Here is a 19573-nt window from a genome sequence, read left to right as displayed (position 1 = left end):
TGACCACCCCGAAACCAAACCTCCTCACACACCCATCATCCCATTTTTTCACCGCATGAACAAACTTTTACTGGGCCTAATACCCTTGGCCGCCGTCGTGCACCAAGCAAATGCCCAAACCCGGAGTCTGTCCGGGCGTGTGACCGACCGCAGCACCGGCGAGGGCATTCCCGGCGTGACGATTGTGGTTCCGGGCACGACGGTTGGCGTTTCCACCAACGCCGACGGCTCCTTTGTCTTGGACGTACCGCCCGGCAGCAAGACGATTCGCGTCAGCTCGGTAGGCTACCAGACGCTGGAGAAGCCGCTTGGCAATGAAACGACGATGAACTTTGCGCTGGCCACCGACACCAAGATGACCAGCGAGGTCGTCGTGACGGGGTACGGCGGGTCGCAGGACGTGAAGGACATCACCGGTTCGTTTGCCAAGCTGGATCAATCCAAGCTGACCTCCCAGCCCGTGCAGAGTGCCGACCAGGCCCTGGCGGGCCGGATTGCCGGCGTGCAGATTACCAACAGCAGCGGCACGCTCGGCGACGCCGTAACGGTGCGTATCCGCGGTATCAACTCCATCAACGGCAGTTCCCAGCCGCTGTTTGTGATTGACGGGGTGCCGATGACCGAGTTCGGCAACATGAACATCATGACCTCTGGGTTGCGCTACAACCCGCTGGCTGACATCAACCCGAACGACATCGAGTCGATGACGGTGCTGAAGGACGCCTCGGCGGCGGCCATCTACGGGTCGCGCGCTACCAACGGGGTAATCCTGATTACCACCAAGAAGGGCAAGACCGGGCAGTCGAAGCTGACCCTGAATATGTCGGTGGGCACGATGGAGCCCACGAAGCTGCCGAAGCTGCTCAACGCCACGCAGTACCGCGACATCACCAACGAAAAGCTCACCAACGCCTTCCCCGGCTCGGCGCCCATTGCCATCAACGGCGACAACAACGGCGACGGGGTGGAAGACAATACCAACTGGGTTGATCAGATCTACCAGAAGGGCTTCATGCAAGACTACCAGCTGGCGTTGACCAGCGGTAGCGACAAGGGCAGCTACTACGCTTCGGTGGGCTACTCCGACCAGAAGGGCACCATCGTGACCAACCGGTTGCGCCGGGCCAATGCCCGTATCAACATGGAGTTGACGCCCAAGACCTGGGTGAAATCGGGGGTAAACATGAGCTTCAACCACGCTTACAACCAAGGCGTGCTCGGGCCGAACCTGACCAGCAACTACTTCGCTTCGCCCACGTTCGGCGCGCTCAACGCGCAGCCCAACATCCCGGTGTACAACGCCGACGGCTCGTACTACCTGGATCAGGTGAAGTTCCTGGGCCTGGGGAGCAACTCCAACGCGCTGCTCGACCACATTCCGTACACGGCCACGGCGGGCCGCCTGTACCACCCGTTGGCCACGCTGAAGCTGAACAAGAACGACAACACGCAGCGCCGCCTGCTGGGCAACGGTTACTTGACCATCACCCCGCTGAAAGGCCTGAGCGTTACGTCGAAGTTTGGCCTGGACTACCTAAATAACTACGAGTACCAGTACAGCGACCCGAGCATTGCCGGTCTGGGCTACGACTTCGGGGGCTCCAGCGGCCTGGGCGGTCTGGTGCAGAAAACCCGCAGCGACAACACGCTGACGACCTGGCAGAACTACGCCACGTACTCGCACCTGTTCGGCGACAACCACAACATCGACGCCACGTTCGGCTACGAGCAGAACTTGGAAACCTACGAGGCCTCGTTCACCAGCGGCGCGTTCATCGTCGATCCGATTTTCAAAGACAACTACTCGGGCTTGTTCGACCCGACGCAGTCCGGCCAGGGCACTTCCCGCGACGTGACGGCGTGGCAGTCGTTGTTTGGCCGCCTCAACTACTCGTTCTCGGACAAGTACTACGCGACGTTTACGGCTCGTCGCGACGGCAGCTCCCGCTTCGGCGAGCAGCGCCGCTGGGGCTTCTTCCCGGGTGCTTCGGCGGGCTGGCGCATTTCGCGCGAGGCGTTCATGAGCAACATCAGCTTCATCAACGACTTGAAGTTGAAGGCTAGCTACGGCTTGGTGGGCAACAGCGCCGGCATTGGCTCGTACGCGGCGGCCATCCTGATCGGTCAAGGTCAGTACGGTCCGTACCCGGGCTTCGGCATCAACCAGCTGAACAACCCCAGCCTGCGCTGGGAAACGGGTAAGAAGCTCGACGTAGGCTTCGATGCATCGGTGATGAAAGACCGCATCGGCATCAACTTCGACTACTTCAACAACGACATCGACAACCTGCTGCTGCAGGTGCCGGCCATTTACAGCACGGGCATTCCGAACGGGACCATCGTGCGCAACGTCGGCAAGATGTACAACCGCGGGGCTGAACTGACGCTGAACACGACCAACGTGGAAACGCCCACCGGCTTTAAGTGGACGTCGTCGTTCAACTACACCTACTTGGTCAACCGCATCACCGACCTCTCGACGGCCGGCGACGTGCAAAGCTCGGTGCCCTACCACATTGCCAGCGAAGGACACTCCATTACGGAGTACAAGATTCTGCGCTGGGTGGGGGTGAACCCGGCCAACGGCAACCCGCAGTGGCTGGACGCGGCCGGCAACGTGCGTGAGTTCAACTACGGCCCCAACACTTGGCTGCAAAACGGTGAATCGACCGTGGATGGCAAGGCGGTGCCGGCGGCGACGACAGCTACGGAAGGCGTTTGGATGGGCAAAACCAGCTTCCCCAAATGGCTGGGTGGTTTCGACAACACCTTTAGCTATAAAGGGCTGCAGTTGGAAGTGTTCCTGCAGTACAGCGGCGGGAACTACCTGTACAACTCCACTCGTTCGCAGTTGCTGACGTTCAGCGGCACCAACAACAGCACGGAAATTCTGAATCGGTGGCAGCAACCCGGCGACGTAACCGACGTGCCGCGCCTGTTTATCGACCAGAACACCCACCAAAACAGCTCCACGCGCTTTATGGAGAAGGGCGACTTCCTCCGGGTGCGTCAGCTGCGGCTTTCCTACGTGTTGCCGACGCCCATCAGCCAGAAGTTCGGCTCGTCGCGCGCCAACGTGTTTGCCATGGTGCAAAACGCCTTCGTGTTTACGAAGTACTCCGGCCTCGACCCGGAGGTAAACGTGGCGGCCAACGAAGGCTCCAACAGCAACATTGCTTACGGGGTTGACCAGCGTTCCAACCCGCAGGTGCGGACCTTCACGGCTGGTGTCAACATTGATTTTTAATTTCCTCTGCTGAGACGTTTCATGAAATCCATAGTTTCTCTGACGGGTCGGGCGGCCTTGCTGGCTTTGCTGCTGGCGGGTGCAACCGGCTGTGACCTGCTTGACCAACAGTCGCCGCAGGATTTTAACCCCGACGACGTATTCTCGTCCCCGACGCGCGTTGACAAGGCCGCGGCAGGCATGTACGATGCCCTGCAGGATGGCTCCTTCCTGGGCAGCTTCGCCCTGATTTACAGCGACGTCCGTTCCGACGATTTGGACTTGGCCGGTGGCTTCCAAACGGTTTCGACCAGCAACATGCCGTCGAGCGACGGTGCCGCGCTGGGGGCTTGGGCCGGGGGCTACCGCAGCATGTACATGGCCAATTACATCATCCGGGAGCTGACCAAGCGCAACGGGGCTGGCATTTCCGCGGAAAGCTACAACCAGTACATCGGCGAGGCGAAGTTCATCCGGGCCCTGTGCCACTTCACGTTGGTCAACCTGTTTGCGCAGCCCTACAACTACACCGGGGATGGTTCGCACCTGGGCGTTCCCATTCAGCTGGAGGCCCCGGACGGCACCGAAGCCTACTTGCCGGAGCAGCAAAAGTCGCGCGCTACCGTTAAGCAGGTTTACGACCAGGTTATCCTGGACCTGACCGAAGCCATTGCGGGCTTGCCCGAAGAACAAGGCCAAGGCAACCTGAACGTGGCCCGCGCCACGAAGGACGCTGCCCGGGGGCTGTTGTCGCGCGTGTACCTATACAAGGGCGACTACGTCAACGCGGCCCGGTACGCCGGTGAAATCATTTCCTCCGGTCGTCACCAGCTCAACACCTCGGCCTACGGCGACTTCAAAGTACCGGCCGGCGGTGAGCCTACCTTTACGTCGGAGTCCATTTTCTTCATCGCCATGTCGCAGAACGACAACCCGAACACCAACGCGGCTATCGGGCAGTTCTACGCACCTGGCTCCGGTCTGACGGTCACGCCGTACGCTAAGGCCCTGCCCGGTCCGGTCAACGCCACCACCGGCTTGCCCACGACCACGGGGTCGACTGCTGTCAATACGGACCGTCGCCGCTCGGAACTACTGGTCTTCCGCTTGTCGAAATGGGCGACGCGCAAGTACACGGGCGAACTGGCCTCGGGCCAGGCCGGTGGCTCGAACCGCGGCGCTTGGATTCCGATTGTCCGCTACCCGGAAATTCTGCTGAACCAAGCCGAAGCGCTGGTGAAGCAGTCTAGCGGCATGCCCACCGACACGGTAGCGCTGCACTACCTCAACATGGTGCGCGACCGGTCCAAGCCCCTCAACGCCCCGCACTACCGCCTCTCCAGCTTTAGCTCCAAGGAGGCATTTATCGATGCTATCCTGACGGAGCGCCGCTTCGAGCTGGCCTTCGAAGGGCACCGCCTCTACGACCTGTTCCGCAACGGGCGCAACGTACCGGCTCACGGCACGACCACGCCGGTGCCGGAACTGCGCTGGAAAGACCCGAAATCGATATTCCCGATTCCGGCCAGCGAGTTGCAGCGCAACCCGAACTTGGTGCAGAACGAGGGGTACTAACCACTCGCGGCCCTTGTGCCAATCGGCCTGATCGACGCTCGATCAGGCCGATTTTTTTTTAGATAGGAAATCCGCGCATCCGTTTATAATTCAGCGCTATTCGGATAGGATTATCATTAAAAGTGCATTAAATGCATTGCTATTGTACAGAGGTGCAGTACATTTAGTAGAGAGGTTCTCTACTCACTCACTCACTCCAATTTTTCATGAATAAACTTCTACTGGGTTTAATCCCCTTGGCGGCCATTGTGCACCAAGCGGAGGCCCAAACCCGCCAGGTTTCCGGTCGGGTTACCGATCGGGCTACCGGCGAAGGCTTGCCGGGAGCCACCGTTCTACTGAAAGGTACCACGACCGGTGTTTCAACCAACTCTGATGGTACTTTCTCCCTCAGCGTGCCCAACGAAGGCGGTACGTTGCAGATCAGCTCGGTAGGTTACCTGAGCATTGACAAAGCCATCGGCACCGACAACCAGATCAACATCGGGTTGTCCGCTGACACCAAGGAACTGAGCGAAGTAGTAGTAACGGCACTGGGCATTCAGCGTGAAGCCCGCGCCATTGGCTACGCTACTTCGGAAGTTAAAAGCGAGCAAGTTGTTCAGAAATCCGAACCGGACGTACTGCGCACGTTGCAGGGCAAAGTCGCCGGTGTGAACATCATCGGTTCGAGCGGGGCCCCGGGTTCGTCGACGCGTATCGTTATCCGCGGCAACACCTCGCTCAACAACAACAACCAACCCCTGTTTGTGGTCGACGGCGTGCCGTACGACAACTCCAACACGGCGTCGGACAACACGCTGGTACGCGGTTCGTCGTATTCGAACCGCTTGGCCGACATCGACCCGAACAACATCGAGTCGATTAACGTGCTGAAAGGCATGGCGGCGGCGGCGCTTTACGGCAACCGCGGCGCCAACGGCGTTATCCTGATTACGACCAAAACCGGCAGCCGCTCCAAGGCCGACAAAGGCATCCGCGTAGGTTTCAACTCCTCGTACTCCATCGAGAAAATTGCCTCGCTGCCCGAGTACCAGAACAAGTACGGTGCCGGAGCAAACTTTGCTCAATCGGCCGCCAACGGTTCGTGGGGTCCGGCTTTTGGCAGCCCGCAGGCTCCGGCCGACGTGCTGCATCCGCTCAGCGGCATCGCCGGTGGCGCTGCGGCCTTCCCCGAGTTCCAGGGCGCCCGCGCTCCGTACCAAGCGTACGCGAACAACGTGAAGGACTTCTTCAACACGGGTAAGCTGTTCGAAAACTCGGTTAACATCACCGCTTCCAGCGACAACGCTAGCTTCACCACTGTGCTTTCCCGCTCGCAGCAGGAAGGCATGATTCCGGAAAGCAAGTTTAACCGCACCAGCCTGAGTGCCGGGGGCTCGGCGCAGTACAACAAGCTGCGCATCGGGGCAAACCTGACTTACACCAACACGGACCAGCGCGGTCCGCAGCTGGGCGCCAACAACGCCATCGGCAACGCCTCGGTGATGGGCCGCCTGCTGTTCATTCCGCGCAGCCTCGACCTGAGCGGCCTGCCCTACGAGAACCCGCTGACCAACAGCTCGGTACTCGGCTGGCTCACCGGCCAGGCCGACAACCCCTACTGGTCGGTTAAGTACAACGGCTACACCTCGCGCGTTGACCGTTTGGCCACCAGCGCCAACGCCAGCTACGACCTGCTGAAGTGGCTGAACCTGAGCTTTACCGGTGGTGTAAACACCTACAACGACAACCGCCGCTCGTTTATCCGGCCGGGTTCGGTGGGTGCCAGCGGCTTGGGTGAAGTCATCCAAGACGCCATCACCAACACCGAGTTGGAAGGCACTACGCTGTTGACGGTCAACCAGAACATCACGGACGACTTCAGCCTGAAGGCCATTCTGGGTCACAACGTCAACCAGCGCGAGTTCAAGTCTACCTCCGTTATCGGCTCGCAGTACCTGCTGTTCAACATCGACGACATCCAGAACACCAAGTCGCAGTCGCAATTTGGTTCGGGCTACAGCAAGCGCCGCATCTTCGGTGTGTTCGGCGACGTGACCCTGGGTTACAAGGACTTTGTGTACTTGAACGCCACGGCTCGTAACGAATGGACGTCGACACTGGCAAAGGACAACCGCAGCTTCTTCTACCCGAGCGTCAGCACCTCGCTGATCTTCACCGAAGCGCTGGGCATTCAGTCGGACATTCTGAACATGGGCAAGCTGCGCGCCGGCTACGCCCGCGCCGGTAAGGACGCCAACCCGTACCAGCTGACCAGCCGTTACACGCTGAACCCGACGTTCGGCAACAACGCTGCCGGCTTTAGCTTCCCCTTCAACACGGCCACTTCGGGCGCCTCCATCGGCGGCAGCATCGGCAACCCGACTCTGACGCCGGAATTCTCGAAGGAACTTGAAGTTGGTACCGACTTGAACTTCCTCAAGGACCGTATCATCCTGAGCGCTACGTACTACGACAAGCGTTCTACGGCTCAGATTGCCGCGGTGCCCCTGCCCTACGCTACGGGCTTCACCTCCCTGGTGACCAACTTCGGTGAAATTTCCAACAAAGGGGTCGAAGGCTCGCTGACGCTGGTTCCGATTGACGCCGGTGGGTTCCGCTGGACGAGCTTCACCACTTTCACCCGCAACCGCAACATCATCGAGAAGTTGACGGACGGCGTGGAGCAAGTTATCGTGTCGGCCAACTACTTCTCGGGCGGGGTGCAGGCCATTCACAAGGCTGGCCAACCCTACGGTGTCATCTACGGCACCAAGGCGGCCCGCGACCCGCAGTCGGGCAAGGTGCTGATCAACCCGTCTACGGGTACGATGATTCCGACTACGAACACGGACGTAATCGGCAATCCGAACCCGGATTACCTGATGGGCTTCACCAACACGTTTAGCTACAAGGGCCTCACCTTCGAATCGGTTATCGACTTCCGTAAAGGCGGCGACGTGTATTCGACCACGGTGGCTACCCTGCTGGGCCGCGGTGTGACCAAGGACACGGAAGACCGAGACAAGACCCTGGTAATTGACGGCGTGTACGGCAACCCGAACACGCAGCAGCCGCTCACCAACCCCGACGGTTCGACCATTCCGAACACGACGGCGGTTTCGCTGAACGACTACTACTTCGGCGCCGGTTCGGCCGCGTTGAGCGGCCCGGCCGAATTCTCGGTGTTCGATGCCACGACGGTGCGTCTGCGCGAAGTAACGCTGGGGTACACCGTGCCGGCTTCGCTGCTGCAGAAGACGCCGTTCCGCGGCCTGACGCTGAGCCTCTCCGGTCGCAACCTGTGGTGGTTCTCGCCCAACATTCCGAAGTACACCAACTTCGACCCGGAAACCAATACCTACGGTGGTGCTTCGAACGCCCAAGGCTTCGAATACACCAACGCCCCCACTGCTCGTCGCTACGGCGTGAACCTGCGCGTGAACTTCTAGTCCACCAGTTCACTTAGAGCATTTATTACTCGACTTTCCTCATGAAGATAACCAAGATTTCGGCCGCCGTAGCTGCAACGTTTCTGTTGCTGAGCACTACCGGCTGCGACAAATTCCTGGATGTCAACACCGACCCGATCAACCCGACTTCGGTTCCGATTACGTTGTTGATGCCCACCACCCAGGCGAGCATGTCGCTGTACCTGGGGCACAGCGTTGGCGGTCTGGGTCAGCCCACCTCGGCGCTGGTGCAGCAGATCGTAAACTTCCGCGTGGGCGCTTTCAGCCTGGGCGGCAACGACTTCAACAACCAGTGGCTGGGCCTCTACACGTCGGCGCTCGAAAACAACGAGCAGATGCTGATGCAGGGTACCGAGCAGAACGCCTGGACGTTTGTGGGCATTGCCCAGATTCAGAAAGCGTACATCTTCAGCCAGATGGTAGACGTGTGGGGTGATATTCCCTACTCCGAAGCCCTGAAAGGGGTGCAGTTCCCGGCTCCGAAGTTTGACGACGACGAGGCTATCTACAATGACCTGTTCGGCTTGATCGACCAGGGCGTTGCCAACCTGCGCCGCACCGACTCCAGCCGTAACCCCAGCGCCACCGAAGACCTGATCTACGGCGGCGACAAGGCCAAATGGATCCGTCTGGCCAACACGCTGAAGCTGAAGCTCTACAACCAGATTCGTCTCACCCGCGACGTATCGAGCAACGTGCGCCCGCTGATCGACGCTCCGGCCGACCAAATCGGTGGTGCTGCCGCCGCTGGTGCTGCTACCAACGTGGCTGATGACTTCGAGTTCAAGTACGGCACCTCGGCCGGCAACCCCGAAAACCGGCACCCCGGCTTCCAGGGCGACTACGCCGCTTCGAGCCGCGAGAACAACATCAACCCGTACTTCTACAACCTGCTCAAGGGGAACAACGACCCGCGTATTCCCTACTACTTCTTCAACCAGTACGCCTCCACGACGCCCCTCACCACGGCTGACTACCAGGACGGGCGTTTCGTGACGGTGCGTTTTGGCAGCATCGGGCCGCAGGCCAGCGCCAACACCACCAACACGCGCACGCTGCAGGGCCTATACCCGATTGGCGGCCGTTATGACAACGGTGCCGGTGGTACGGCTACGGGTGCTTCGGGCCGGGGCGTAGTAGCCCAGCGCTTCATCACCTTCTTCGCCCGCAAGTTCATCGAGGCTGAGTTGCAGCTGACGGTGCTCAACAACCCCGCAGCGGCTCGCACCGCCTTCAGCGACGCGGTTACGGCTTCGTTCACCAAAGTGAATGCCGTTGCCGCCGCCGAGCCTTCTACCGCCGGGGTTCCGGCCATTCCGGCTGCTAGCATCACGGCTTACGTGACGGCGGCCCTGGCCCGCTACGACGCTGCTTCCAACAACGAAGCCAAGCTGGCCGTCATCATGACGGAGAAGTACATTGCCAACTACGGCACCGGTGTGGACGTGTACACCGACTACCGTCGTACTGGCTACCCGGCCGTACCGTTCGCCGACACGGACAACGACTCGCAAACGACTCAGACGGGTGCTTTCCCGGTGCGCCTGCCGTACCGTCAGAACGACCTGCTGACGAACATCAACGCGCCCAAAGTCCAGCCGAACATCACGACGGAGAAGATTTTCTGGGACCGGTAATCGAAGCTGCCATTGACGGCTTTGGTTCAACCACCTTCACTTCAACACGCCATGAAAAAAATTCTATATGCCGCGCTGCTGGCTGTTTCGACGTTGACCGCAACGTCCTGCCGCGACGAGGATAACTTACCCTTCCCCAAGACCGTCGAATACCCGGTGGTCTTCACCAACGTGTCCGCTTCCAACGGCTTTAAAATCGCGGAAGTGCAGGGCACGGGGGCCGCTAACGCCCGCTTCGACATTCAGGTTGAAGGCGACGTGAGCAAAGTAGACGCCATTGAGGTCTACCGCACGTTTGTCGGCTACAACGTACCGGCTACCACGACCCCGCCGACCGCTCCGGTACTCGGCATTGGCGGCCCGACGGTGCTGCTGCGCACCGTGGCTCCGGCCTCGGGCACGGTAGAGGTTGGCATCGACGAGCTGGTAACGGGCCTGACCCGTCCTTCGGGCGCCTCGCAAACCGGCGCCCGCGTAGCCCTGACCCGCGCTTCGCTGAAGTCCAACGAAGGCTTCCGCTTCACGTACGCGCTGAAGCTGAAGGACGGTTCGCGCGTTGATTACAGCCCGACCTTCCTCAATGCCCCCTACTCCGGCATTGTGGCCATCACCCAGTAAGGTGTGCTGGAGGAGCAGGGCTGGTCATCAGCCCTGCTCACTCCACCTCGGTCAACATTGAAAACCGCCCCGGCTACTTGGCCGGGGCGGTTTTTTTATGGATCCAGGGAGTTCTACTCCAGATCGGTAATGCGCAAGACGACGCTGGGGCTCATTTGCGCGGGTGCAGCCAGCCACCGCACGATGCGGCCCGCCACCTTGTCGGGGTGCGCTAGGGCTTGCTCGCGGTGAAGGCCGCGAAACCGCTCCTGCTCGCTAAAGCTTCCTTCGTCCGCGGCCCGGATGTGCGCTTGCATATCGGTATCGATGGTGCCGGGGGCGAGGCTGCGGATGCGTACGCCGCGGCCGCGCTGATCCTGCTCCTTCTGGGCCACTTGGCTGAGCATGTCCAGCGCCGCCTTGGAAGCGCAGTACGCGCCCCAGCCGTCGACGGGACGCTGGCCGGCGCCGCTGCTGATGTTGAGCACGGTACGCGGGCACGCGAGGCCGCCGTAGGCGCTCAAGAACGTGTTCATCAGCATAGCCGGCGCAATGACGTTGACGTCGAACACAAACTCGTAGTGCTCGTTGGGCAGCTCGCCCGCGTAGCTGATTTCGCCCATCACCCCAGCGTTGTTGACGAGCGTGAGGCTGCTGGCGTCGGGGCGGGCGGGAAAGAGCTTGTAGAGGTTGTTTTGCACGGCCACAATGTCGGAGAGGTCGAGGGGCTGGTGCTGGTAGCGCGGGTGCTCGATGGTGGCGTGGCGCGATACGCCCAGCACGTGGGCGTCGGGTTGTTTCAGCACCTCTTCGGCCAAGGCCCGGCCGAGGCCCCGGCTGGCACCGGTGATGATGTAGTAGTGCATGCGGATGGAAGAAGGTTAGGCTGAAACGTACGTAAAAAGCGGCGGCGCAACCAAGCTTGGTTGCGCCGCCGCTTTGGGAGGGCTTAGCTACACTCAGAGAATATACTGGCTCAGGTCGCGGTTGCGCACCATTCCTTGCAGACGCTGCTCCACCAACTCGCGCGTCACCTGGATATGGGCATTGGCGCCGATGCGGTCGGGTACGTCGAAGAGGATGTCGTTGAGCAAGCGGCTCATGACGGTGTGCAGGCGGCGGGCACCGATGTTTTCTACCTCGCTGTTGACTTCAAAGGCAATGCTGGCCAGCTGTTCCAGGGCCGCGTCGTCGAAAGTCAGCTCCACGTCCTCGGCCTTGAGCAGGGCTTCGTACTGCTTGGTGAGGGCGTTTTTGGGGTCTTTGAGGATGCGATAGAAGTCTTCCTTCGTCAGACTCTGCAGCTCCACCCGGATGGGGAAGCGGCCCTGCAGCTCCGGAATCAGGTCGGAAGGCTTGCTGACGTGGAAGGCACCGGCGGCAATGAAGAGAATGTGGTCGGTGTTGACCACGCCGTATTTGGTCGTCACGGCCGAGCCTTCCACGATGGGCAGCAGGTCGCGCTGCACGCCTTCGCGGCTCACGTCGGGGCCGCCCTTGCTGGCGCTGGCCGAGGCCACTTTGTCGATTTCGTCGATGAAGATGATGCCGGCGTTTTCGGCCAGGCGAATAGCCTCGTCCTTCACCTCGTCCATGTCGATGAGCTTGGCGGCTTCCTCGTCGAGGAGAATTTTGCGGGCTTCGGCAATGGACACCTTGCGCTTGCGCGTTTTCTTGGGCATCATCGAGCCTAGCATGTCCTGCAGGCCCTGCAGCGAGGCCTCATCCAGCCCCGCCGGCCCGCCCATCATCCCGATGCCCGGGCCGCCGCTCTGCTGCACTTTGATTTCGATAAACCGCTCTTCCAGCTCGCCGCGGCGCAGCTTCTCGCGAAACCGCTCCCGGGTCCGTTCGTTCAGCTCCAAGTCGGAAGACGGCATTTCGTCGGGCCCCGCCGGGCTGCCCCCAAACCCCAGCCCGGGCTTCACCACCGAGCTGCCTGCGCCGGGCAGCGGCGGAATCAGCGCGTCGAGGATGCTGTCTTCCACGGCTTGGGCGGCTTGGCTTTTCACGGCTTCCTTGCGGCGCTGCTTCACCAGGTTCACGGCCTGTTCGGCCAAGTCGCGCACCATGCTTTCCACGTCGCGGCCCACGTAGCCGACTTCAGTGAACTTCGAGGCTTCGACCTTAGTGAAGGGCGCGTCGGCAATGGCGGCAAGGCGGCGGGCAATTTCGGTCTTGCCCACACCGGTGGAGCCAATCATCAAGATATTGTTGGGCACGATTTCGCGCTGCATGTCCTGGGGCGCGTGCAGGCGGCGCCAGCGGTTGCGCAAGGCAATGGCCACGTTGCGCTTGGCGTCGTGCTGGCCGATGATGTATTTGTCGAGCTCGGCCACAATCTGGGCCGGCGTGAGGAAGGTGGCGGAATCGAGCATAAGCGAGAAAAGCGGAGTAACGCCGCTGCCGACTAGATACTAAGCCGCGGCGGGAGGGTTGCCCGGCTGCAAAAATGATGGCGGAAACCAGCGGCGTGCCGTTCTGGCAGACGGGCGCTACGGCGGCTGTACGGTTCACCCGGTAGTCATTGCGAGCGAAGCAACCTTTCCCCTCGCGGCACAAGAAGCACCAACCGAAAACAGCATCGCCCGAAACTGGGGTTACCGGTTTCGGGCGGAACGTTTTGTCCTGTATCTGCTACTGGAGGAAGGATTGCCGCGCTTCGCTCGCAATGGATTACTAGGGCTGCCGCAAGGCGTAGCCGAATGCTCGCGCGGCTTAGTTCTTCTTACCGAACAGCTCGTCCACGTTGCGGCTCAAGGTGATGTAGTTGGCGCCGCCCGACACATGATACATGGCGCGGGTGTACTCAAACTGGTAAGCGCCGAGCTTCAGCATGGCCCCGAAGGCCAAGCCGGCGCCGCCGGAGGTGTTGTCGAGGCGCAGCTCGCGGCGGCGCATGTGGTTATACGACACCCGGATGTTGAAGCCTTTGCCCAGCAGCAGCTCCCCTCCCACCGTGAAGTGGCGCGCAATCTTGTCGCCGACGCTCTTCTTGGGCACTTTGGTGGTGCCGTCGAGGCTTTGGGTGCGGCTCTGCAGGGTGTCGAGGTACACGATGTCGAACTGCTGCAGGTGGTGGGCGGTGATGGTGAAGCGCACCGGCATGTGCTCGGGCTTGATGGAAGTGCCCAGCTGCACGTCCAGGGGCAACGGCTCCCGGTCGCTGCCGTCGAAGGGCTTGACCTGGTAGCCCAGGTTTTTCACGGCAAGGCCCACGGTGAAGTCCTTCTCGGGGTGCTTGAATACGCTGCCCACGTCGAGCAGGGTGGCCATCGAGTGGTTGCCGGCAATGCCGGCCACGGCGAAGCGGGCCGTGGCGCCCATGGTGAACGGCCCCACGGTGTGCGCGTTGCTCACGCTCAGGTGGTAATCGTTGACCGAGAACTTGCCCATGGGGTTGCCGGCCGGGTCGAACATATCAAAGTCGCCGTAGCTGAGGTACGAGAGGCCGAAGCCCCAGCGGCCGAGCTTCTCGGAGTTGCGCACGTAGGCGGCGGTGCTCTGCTTGATGTCGCCCAAGTAGCCGCCGTAGCTCAGGGCTAGGCGTCCGTCCATTTCGGAGTTGAGCAGGGCCGGGTTGCCGTAGAGCATGTTGGGGTCGGCGGTGCGGCCCGATACGCTCATGCCGCCCACGCCGGCCAGGTAGGCCGAGGGGGGCAGGTTCAGCGAGGAAAAGATGCTCTGCCCGCCTACCTGGGCGTGAGCAACCGTGAGGCCGCCGGCAAAAGCGGGTACCACCAACAAAGCACGGAACAGGCAGCGTACGGATCGAATCATTACAGCTAAGATAACAGGGATGTGCGAGCCTAACGCCGGGGTTGCGGTTTTATGATAAGGTCGCCGCGCCTTTACTCGTAGAGGCTGGCCGCCTTCAAGATGTTGGCAAACACCTGCCAGCTGATCTGAGGTGGAATTTGCTGTCCAGTATTGCTATACCAGCCTTCCATGTCCTCCACCCAACGTCCCAATGCTTCCAGATAATCGGCCAGCGTGCGGTTTTCCCAAGGTGGTGAATTATCGGCCAGATCCTGCTGCAGAGTGGCCATGAACTGGAGAAAATCGGCTTTGCTGTTCACCTGTTCCGCATCCATAGTGGTAATCAAAAGAGAAGCCCCGCCTCAGCTACTCTGCTGAGGCGGGGCTAAACTACCTAAACCCACCGGCTACTGCACTTCCACTTCGTGCAGCGGCACCGGAGCCTTTTCTTCCTCGCGCACGACCAGCTTCAGCGGCTTGGGCACCAGCTCGTCGAGCAGGGCCACCTGCAGCACGTCGTCGACGCGGTCGGCGTAGTGAATCTGCAGGTCCTTGACGTATTCGGCGGGGATTTCCAGGATGTCCTTGCGGTTTTTGTGGCTCAGGATGATGTCCTTGATGCCGGCGCGCTTGGCCGCTAGCACTTTCTCCTTAATGCCGCCCACCGGCAGCACCTTGCCGCGCAGGGTGATTTCGCCGGTCATGGCCAGGTGCGAGCGGACTTTGCGCTGCGTAAACACCGAGGCAATGCTGGTGAAAATGGCAATGCCCGCCGACGGCCCGTCCTTGGGCACGGCACCCTCGGGGAAGTGAATGTGCAGGTCGTACTGGTCGAAGAGGCGGTAGTCGATGCCCAGCTCCTCGGCCCGGCTGCGCAGGTAGCTCAAGGCCGTCACGGCCGATTCCTTCATCACGTCGCCGAGCTGGCCCGACAGCGTGAGTTTGCCCCGCCCCCGGCTCAGCAGGCTTTCGATGAACAAAATGTCGCCGCCCACCGACGTCCAGGCCAGGCCCGTCACCACGCCGGCGGTGTCGTTGTCCTGGTACAGGTCGCGGTCGTAGGTGGCCGCGCCGAGGATTTTCGTCACGTCCTCGGGCTCCAGCTTGGCCGGGAAGGCCTGCTTCATGGCCTTGTGCTTGGCAATGTTGCGCGCCAGCGCCCCGAGCTTGCGCTCCAAGCTGCGCACGCCCGATTCGCGGGTGTAGTCGTCAATCACGCGCTGCACGGCGGCGGTGCTGATGCTCACGTCCTTGGCCGTGAGGCCGTGCTCGGTCACTTGCTTGGGCCAGAGGTGCTTTTTGGCAATCTGGGTTTTTTCTTCCAGCGTGTAACCCGTCAAATCGATGATTTCCATCCGGTCGCGCAGGGCGGGGTGAATGGACTCGAGCGAGTTGGCGGTGGCAATGAAGAGCACGCGCGAGAGGTCGTACTCCACTTCCAGGTAGTTATCAGTGAAGGTGGAATTCTGCTCGGGGTCCAGCACTTCCAGCAGGGCCGCCTGCGGGTCGCCGCGGAAGTCGGAGCTGAGCTTGTCCACCTCATCGAGAATCATCACCGGGTTGGAGGCGCCGGCCTTCTTGATCTGCGAGATGATGCGGCCGGGCATGGCGCCCACGTAGGTTTTGCGGTGCCCCCGAATTTCCGCTTCGTCGCGCACGCCGCCCAGCGAGAGGCGCACGTACTTGCGGCCCAGCGCCGTGGCAATGCTGCGTCCCAGGGAAGTCTTGCCCACGCCGGGCGGGCCGTAGAGGCACAGAATCGGGGCGCGCAGGTCCTGCTTGAGCTTGAGCACGGCCAGGTACTCCAGGATGCGCTCCTTCACCTTTTCCAGGCCGTAATGGTCCTGGTCGAGGATTTTGCGGGTGCGGGCGAGGTTGAAGTTGTCCTTGGTGTACTCGGCCCAGGGCAAATCGAGCAGGAACTCGGCGTAGTTCAGGCTCACCGGGTACTCGGCGGCCATGGGGCTCATGCGGCCGAGCTTGTCCAGCTCTTTCTGGAAGTGCTTGGCCACAGCCTCGGGCCACTTTTTGTCCTTGGCCCGCAGGCGCAGCTTGTCCAGCTCCTGGTCGGGGCCTTCCTGGCCCAGCTCGTCCTGCAGCACTTTGAGCTGCTGGCGCAGGAAATAGTCGCGCTGCTGCTGGTCCAGGTCGGTGTGGACCTTGTTCTGGATTTCGTGCTTGATTTCGAGCAGCTGGATTTCCTTGAGCAGCAGCTCCAGCAGGCGGGTGCCGCGCTGCTGGCCCTCGTTGATTTCCAGCAGCTGCTGCTTCTGGCCCACCTCCACGTTGAGGTTGGAGGCCAGGAAGTGAATCAGAAACGCCGGCGACTCGATGTTGTCCAGCGCCACCTGGGCTTCCTGCGGAATTTCGGGGTTGAGCTTGAGCATCTTGGTGGCCGCGTCTTTCAGCGAGGCCACCAAGCCCTTGACTTCCTTGGTCGAGCGCGTGGGCATCAGCTCGGGCAGGTATTCCACGCGAGCCGAATAGTAGGGCGTGCTCTGGGTGACTTCCGCAATGCGGAAGCGCTGCTGGCCCTGAATAATGATGGTGGTGTTGCCGTCGGGCAGCTCCAGCAGCTTCAGGATGCGGGCCAGGGTACCCACCTCGTAGAGGTCGGCCACGGCGGGGTCCTCGGCGTTACCGGTTTTCTGCGCCACCACGCCTACCAGCTTGTTGCCGCGGTAGGCACGGCGCACCAAGCGGATGCTTTTCTTGCGCGTGACGGTAACGGGCAGCACCACGCCGGGAAAGAGCACGGTGTTGCGCACGGGCAGAATGGGCAGCGTTTCCGGCGTTTCGCCCGGCTCGGGGGTTCCCTGTTCCGGGTCAGCCGACACGACTTGCACCAGCTCGTCGGGGCCGTCGGTCATGAGGTGAAGCCCGGCGGGCAAACGCGGATGGGATTTTTTAGGCATAGCGTAGGGAAGGCGCAGCAGCGCCAGAATGGCAGCCCCGAACGGCGCAGCGGCCATCCGGAAAACGAAGATACCGCTTTGTCAAGTGCCATGCCATGCCAGCGTGTGCAAGCGGACACCGCCACTGCGGCAGGCCGCCGGGCACGCCATGAGCCACCAGTACCGAGCTGAATATGCAAGCGGCCGGAGCTACGAAGCTGACAGAACAAATAGGATTTCTTTTCTAGATTCTCAATTTTAAACCGCAATCCATTATAACCTTCTACCCTCTCCCCTCTTAGTCCAGTTATGCCGTAGCGTTCCGTCACCGAAAAGCTATATTTTTGAGGCCCTGTGCTTCCCACGCCGGGCTCCCGCGCTGCTTCTTCTATGTCTCGTTTGATACGCCAGTATTTGTTATTACTTCTCGGCCTGCTTGCGCTGACCGCGCCGGCAAAGGCCCAGAAGCACTTACCCAACCAGCAGCGGGCCCTCAAAGGCAAGATTACGCGGCAGCTGCGCGTGCGCCCCGACGCCACGCCCGACTTCATCAACATCAACCGCATTCCGTATTTCGAGGACAAAAAGCAGCTGCGCGAAATTGCCAAGGCCGAAAAGCGCAAGAACTGGACGGCCGCCCGCAACCTGCTGGAGAAGTACGTGGCCCAGTTCGGCATCGAGAACTTCTACAAGAACAACATGATGCTCTGGCGTCTGGGCCAGCTCTACGAGCGCACCGGCAACGAGGACAAGGCCAAGGCTTATTACCGCCTCGCTCTGAAGCACCACCGCCAGGACGTGACGAAAGTGCAGCTCTACTACGACTCGCTGGAGCAGAAAGACGCGGACCTGTACGTGCCGCTCAAGACCTACTACGACATCGTGGAGTACCGGAAGAACATTGCCACCTTCCGGCCGCCCAAGGGCGTGTACACCAACATGGGCCCGGGCATCAACTCGCAGGTGGAAGACTACGGCCCGAGCTACAACGACGACTCGCAGCAGCTGATTTTCTCCTCCAAGCGCAAAACGCGCGGCATTCACAACGTGGTCGACGAGGACCTGTACGTGGCCAAGCGCGAGGGCGAGTCCTGGCTCGACGCGGTGCCCCTGCCCAAGCCCATCAACTCGCCCTACAACGAGGGCTCGGCCTGCCTCTCGAAGGACGGCACCACCATGTACTTCTCGCGCTGCGAGTGCCCCACCTGCCACGGCAACTGCGACCTGTTCGTGTCGAAGTTCAAGAACGGGCAGTGGACGGTGCCGCAAAGCCTGGGCATGGCCGTCAACTCCACCGGCTGGGACTCGCAGCCCACCCTCTCGCGCACCGAGGACACGCTGTATTTTGCGTCGGACCGCATCGGCGGCTTCGGCTTGTCCGACATCTGGTTCACCTTCAAGCTCAAGAACGGGCAGTGGGCCAAGGCCCAGAACATGGGGCCCATCATCAACACGCGCGAAAGTGAGGTCAGTCCCTTCTACCACCCGCTCTACAACGTGCTGTACTTCTCCTCGCGCGGGCAGCTGCTGAATTTCGGCGACTTCGACATCTACAAGGCCTACCGCGTGGGCGGGCGCTGGCAGGAGCCCATCAACATCGGCCCGCTGGTGAACGGCAAGGGCTCGGAGTACTATTTCACCATCGACGCAGACTCCAAGAACCTCTACTACGCCCGCTCAGAGGAAAAGCAGATGAAGAATCTGGACCTCTACTCCTTTCCGCTGCCGATGGAGGCCCAGCCGCTGGCTACCACTCACGTAGAAGGTTCGCTGATTGATTCCGTGACGCAGAAGCCGCTGAACGGCATCATCAGCATCATCGACGTGGACAACGGCATTGAAGTGGCCTCCAAGTACGTGCGCCCCGACGGCTCCTTCGACTTCGACCTCATTGACGGCTCGAAGTACGTGATGCTGATTCAGAGCCCGGATTACTTCACGGTGGAAAAGAAATTTGACCTGAAGGCCGATACGGTGATGAAGCTGATGACCACCAGCATCGACTACAACATCCCGCTCATTTTCCGCAACATCGAATTTGACGCGGGTAAATCGACCATCCGCCAAGAGATGCACGCCACCCTCGACCGCATCGTGGTGTTCATGGTCGACCACCCCGACACCAAGCTGCGCATTGCCGGCCACACCGACGCCGCCGGCGACCCGGACGTGAACGAGAAACTCTCGCAGGACCGCGCCGACGCCATCCGCAAGTACATCGAGACCAAGGGCAAGCTCAAACCCAACCGCATCGAAAGCCGGGGCTACGGCAGCACCGTGCCCCTGAAGGAAGAGGTAACGGAGGAGGATATGCGCACCAACCGGCGGGTGGAGTTCCGCCTCGTCAAGCCCGAAACCGAGCAAAAGCAAGCCAAGGAAGCCGGCGGCTGGAATTAAGACGCCGCCTCACATCATCATGTCAGGTGGCCG

General features: G+C 61.0%; 11 protein-coding genes. 6 read left to right on the top strand and 5 right to left on the bottom strand.

Going from position 1 to position 19573, the window contains the following annotated elements; translation table 11 throughout:
- The first annotated feature begins 55 nt into the window (after positions 1–55).
- The 5 genes from LJ737_RS08580 to LJ737_RS08560 all read left to right on the top strand — a co-directional run bounded on the left by LJ737_RS08580 (position 56) and on the right by LJ737_RS08560 (position 10511).
- Positions 56–3247 (top strand): SusC/RagA family TonB-linked outer membrane protein, encoded by a 3192-nt coding sequence (locus tag LJ737_RS08580; RefSeq protein ID WP_227764683.1) that lies wholly within the window; start codon positions 56–58, stop codon positions 3245–3247.
- A 21-nt stretch (positions 3248–3268) separates the two neighbouring features.
- On the top strand, positions 3269–4801 hold the full coding sequence (locus tag LJ737_RS08575) for a RagB/SusD family nutrient uptake outer membrane protein (protein WP_227764681.1): 1533 nt from the start codon (positions 3269–3271) through the stop codon (positions 4799–4801).
- Positions 4802–5007: 206 nt separating this feature from the next.
- The gene (locus LJ737_RS08570; protein ID WP_227764680.1) at positions 5008–8235 is read left to right on the top strand and encodes a SusC/RagA family TonB-linked outer membrane protein; all 3228 of its coding nucleotides are present in this window, start codon (positions 5008–5010) and stop codon (positions 8233–8235) included.
- A 41-nt stretch (positions 8236–8276) separates the two neighbouring features.
- A complete protein-coding gene (locus LJ737_RS08565; protein WP_227764679.1) occupies positions 8277–9893 on the top strand; it encodes a SusD/RagB family nutrient-binding outer membrane lipoprotein in 1617 nt (538 codons plus the stop codon).
- Positions 9894–9944: 51 nt separating this feature from the next.
- Positions 9945–10511: a hypothetical protein gene (locus LJ737_RS08560; protein ID WP_227764677.1), complete on the top strand. Its 567-nt coding sequence runs from the start codon at positions 9945–9947 to the stop codon at positions 10509–10511.
- Between the two features lie 113 nt (positions 10512–10624).
- Here the strand turns inward: LJ737_RS08560 and LJ737_RS08555 are convergent, their stop codons facing one another.
- From LJ737_RS08555 to lon, 5 genes are all read right to left on the bottom strand, one after another.
- Positions 10625–11356 carry an SDR family NAD(P)-dependent oxidoreductase gene (locus tag LJ737_RS08555; protein WP_227764675.1) on the bottom strand — a complete coding sequence of 244 codons (732 nt, stop codon included), beginning with the start codon at positions 11354–11356 and terminating at the stop codon, positions 10625–10627.
- Positions 11357–11449: 93 nt separating this feature from the next.
- Positions 11450–12868 (bottom strand): ATP-dependent protease ATPase subunit HslU, encoded by a 1419-nt coding sequence (hslU, locus tag LJ737_RS08550; RefSeq protein WP_227764672.1) that lies wholly within the window; start codon positions 12866–12868, stop codon positions 11450–11452.
- Between the two features lie 340 nt (positions 12869–13208).
- Positions 13209–14270, bottom strand: a complete 1062-nt coding sequence (gene porQ / locus LJ737_RS08545; protein WP_227764670.1) for a type IX secretion system protein PorQ — start codon at positions 14268–14270, stop codon at positions 13209–13211.
- Between the two features lie 71 nt (positions 14271–14341).
- The gene (locus LJ737_RS08540) at positions 14342–14584 is read right to left on the bottom strand and encodes a DUF7660 family protein (RefSeq protein ID WP_227764668.1); all 243 of its coding nucleotides are present in this window, start codon (positions 14582–14584) and stop codon (positions 14342–14344) included.
- 72 nt (positions 14585–14656) lie between these two features.
- Positions 14657–17164: an endopeptidase La gene (gene lon / locus LJ737_RS08535; protein ID WP_227764666.1), complete on the bottom strand. Its 2508-nt coding sequence runs from the start codon at positions 17162–17164 to the stop codon at positions 14657–14659.
- A 369-nt stretch (positions 17165–17533) separates the two neighbouring features.
- Here lon and LJ737_RS08530 point away from each other — a divergent pair, with 369 nt between their 5' ends.
- Positions 17534–19540: an OmpA family protein gene (locus tag LJ737_RS08530; RefSeq protein ID WP_227764664.1), complete on the top strand. Its 2007-nt coding sequence runs from the start codon at positions 17534–17536 to the stop codon at positions 19538–19540.
- The last annotated feature ends 33 nt before the right edge of the window (positions 19541–19573 follow it).

It is taken from the genome of Hymenobacter sp. 15J16-1T3B (assembly GCF_020711235.1).
Classification (GTDB): domain Bacteria; phylum Bacteroidota; class Bacteroidia; order Cytophagales; family Hymenobacteraceae; genus Solirubrum.
This window is presented reverse-complemented; position numbering and strand designations above follow the sequence as displayed.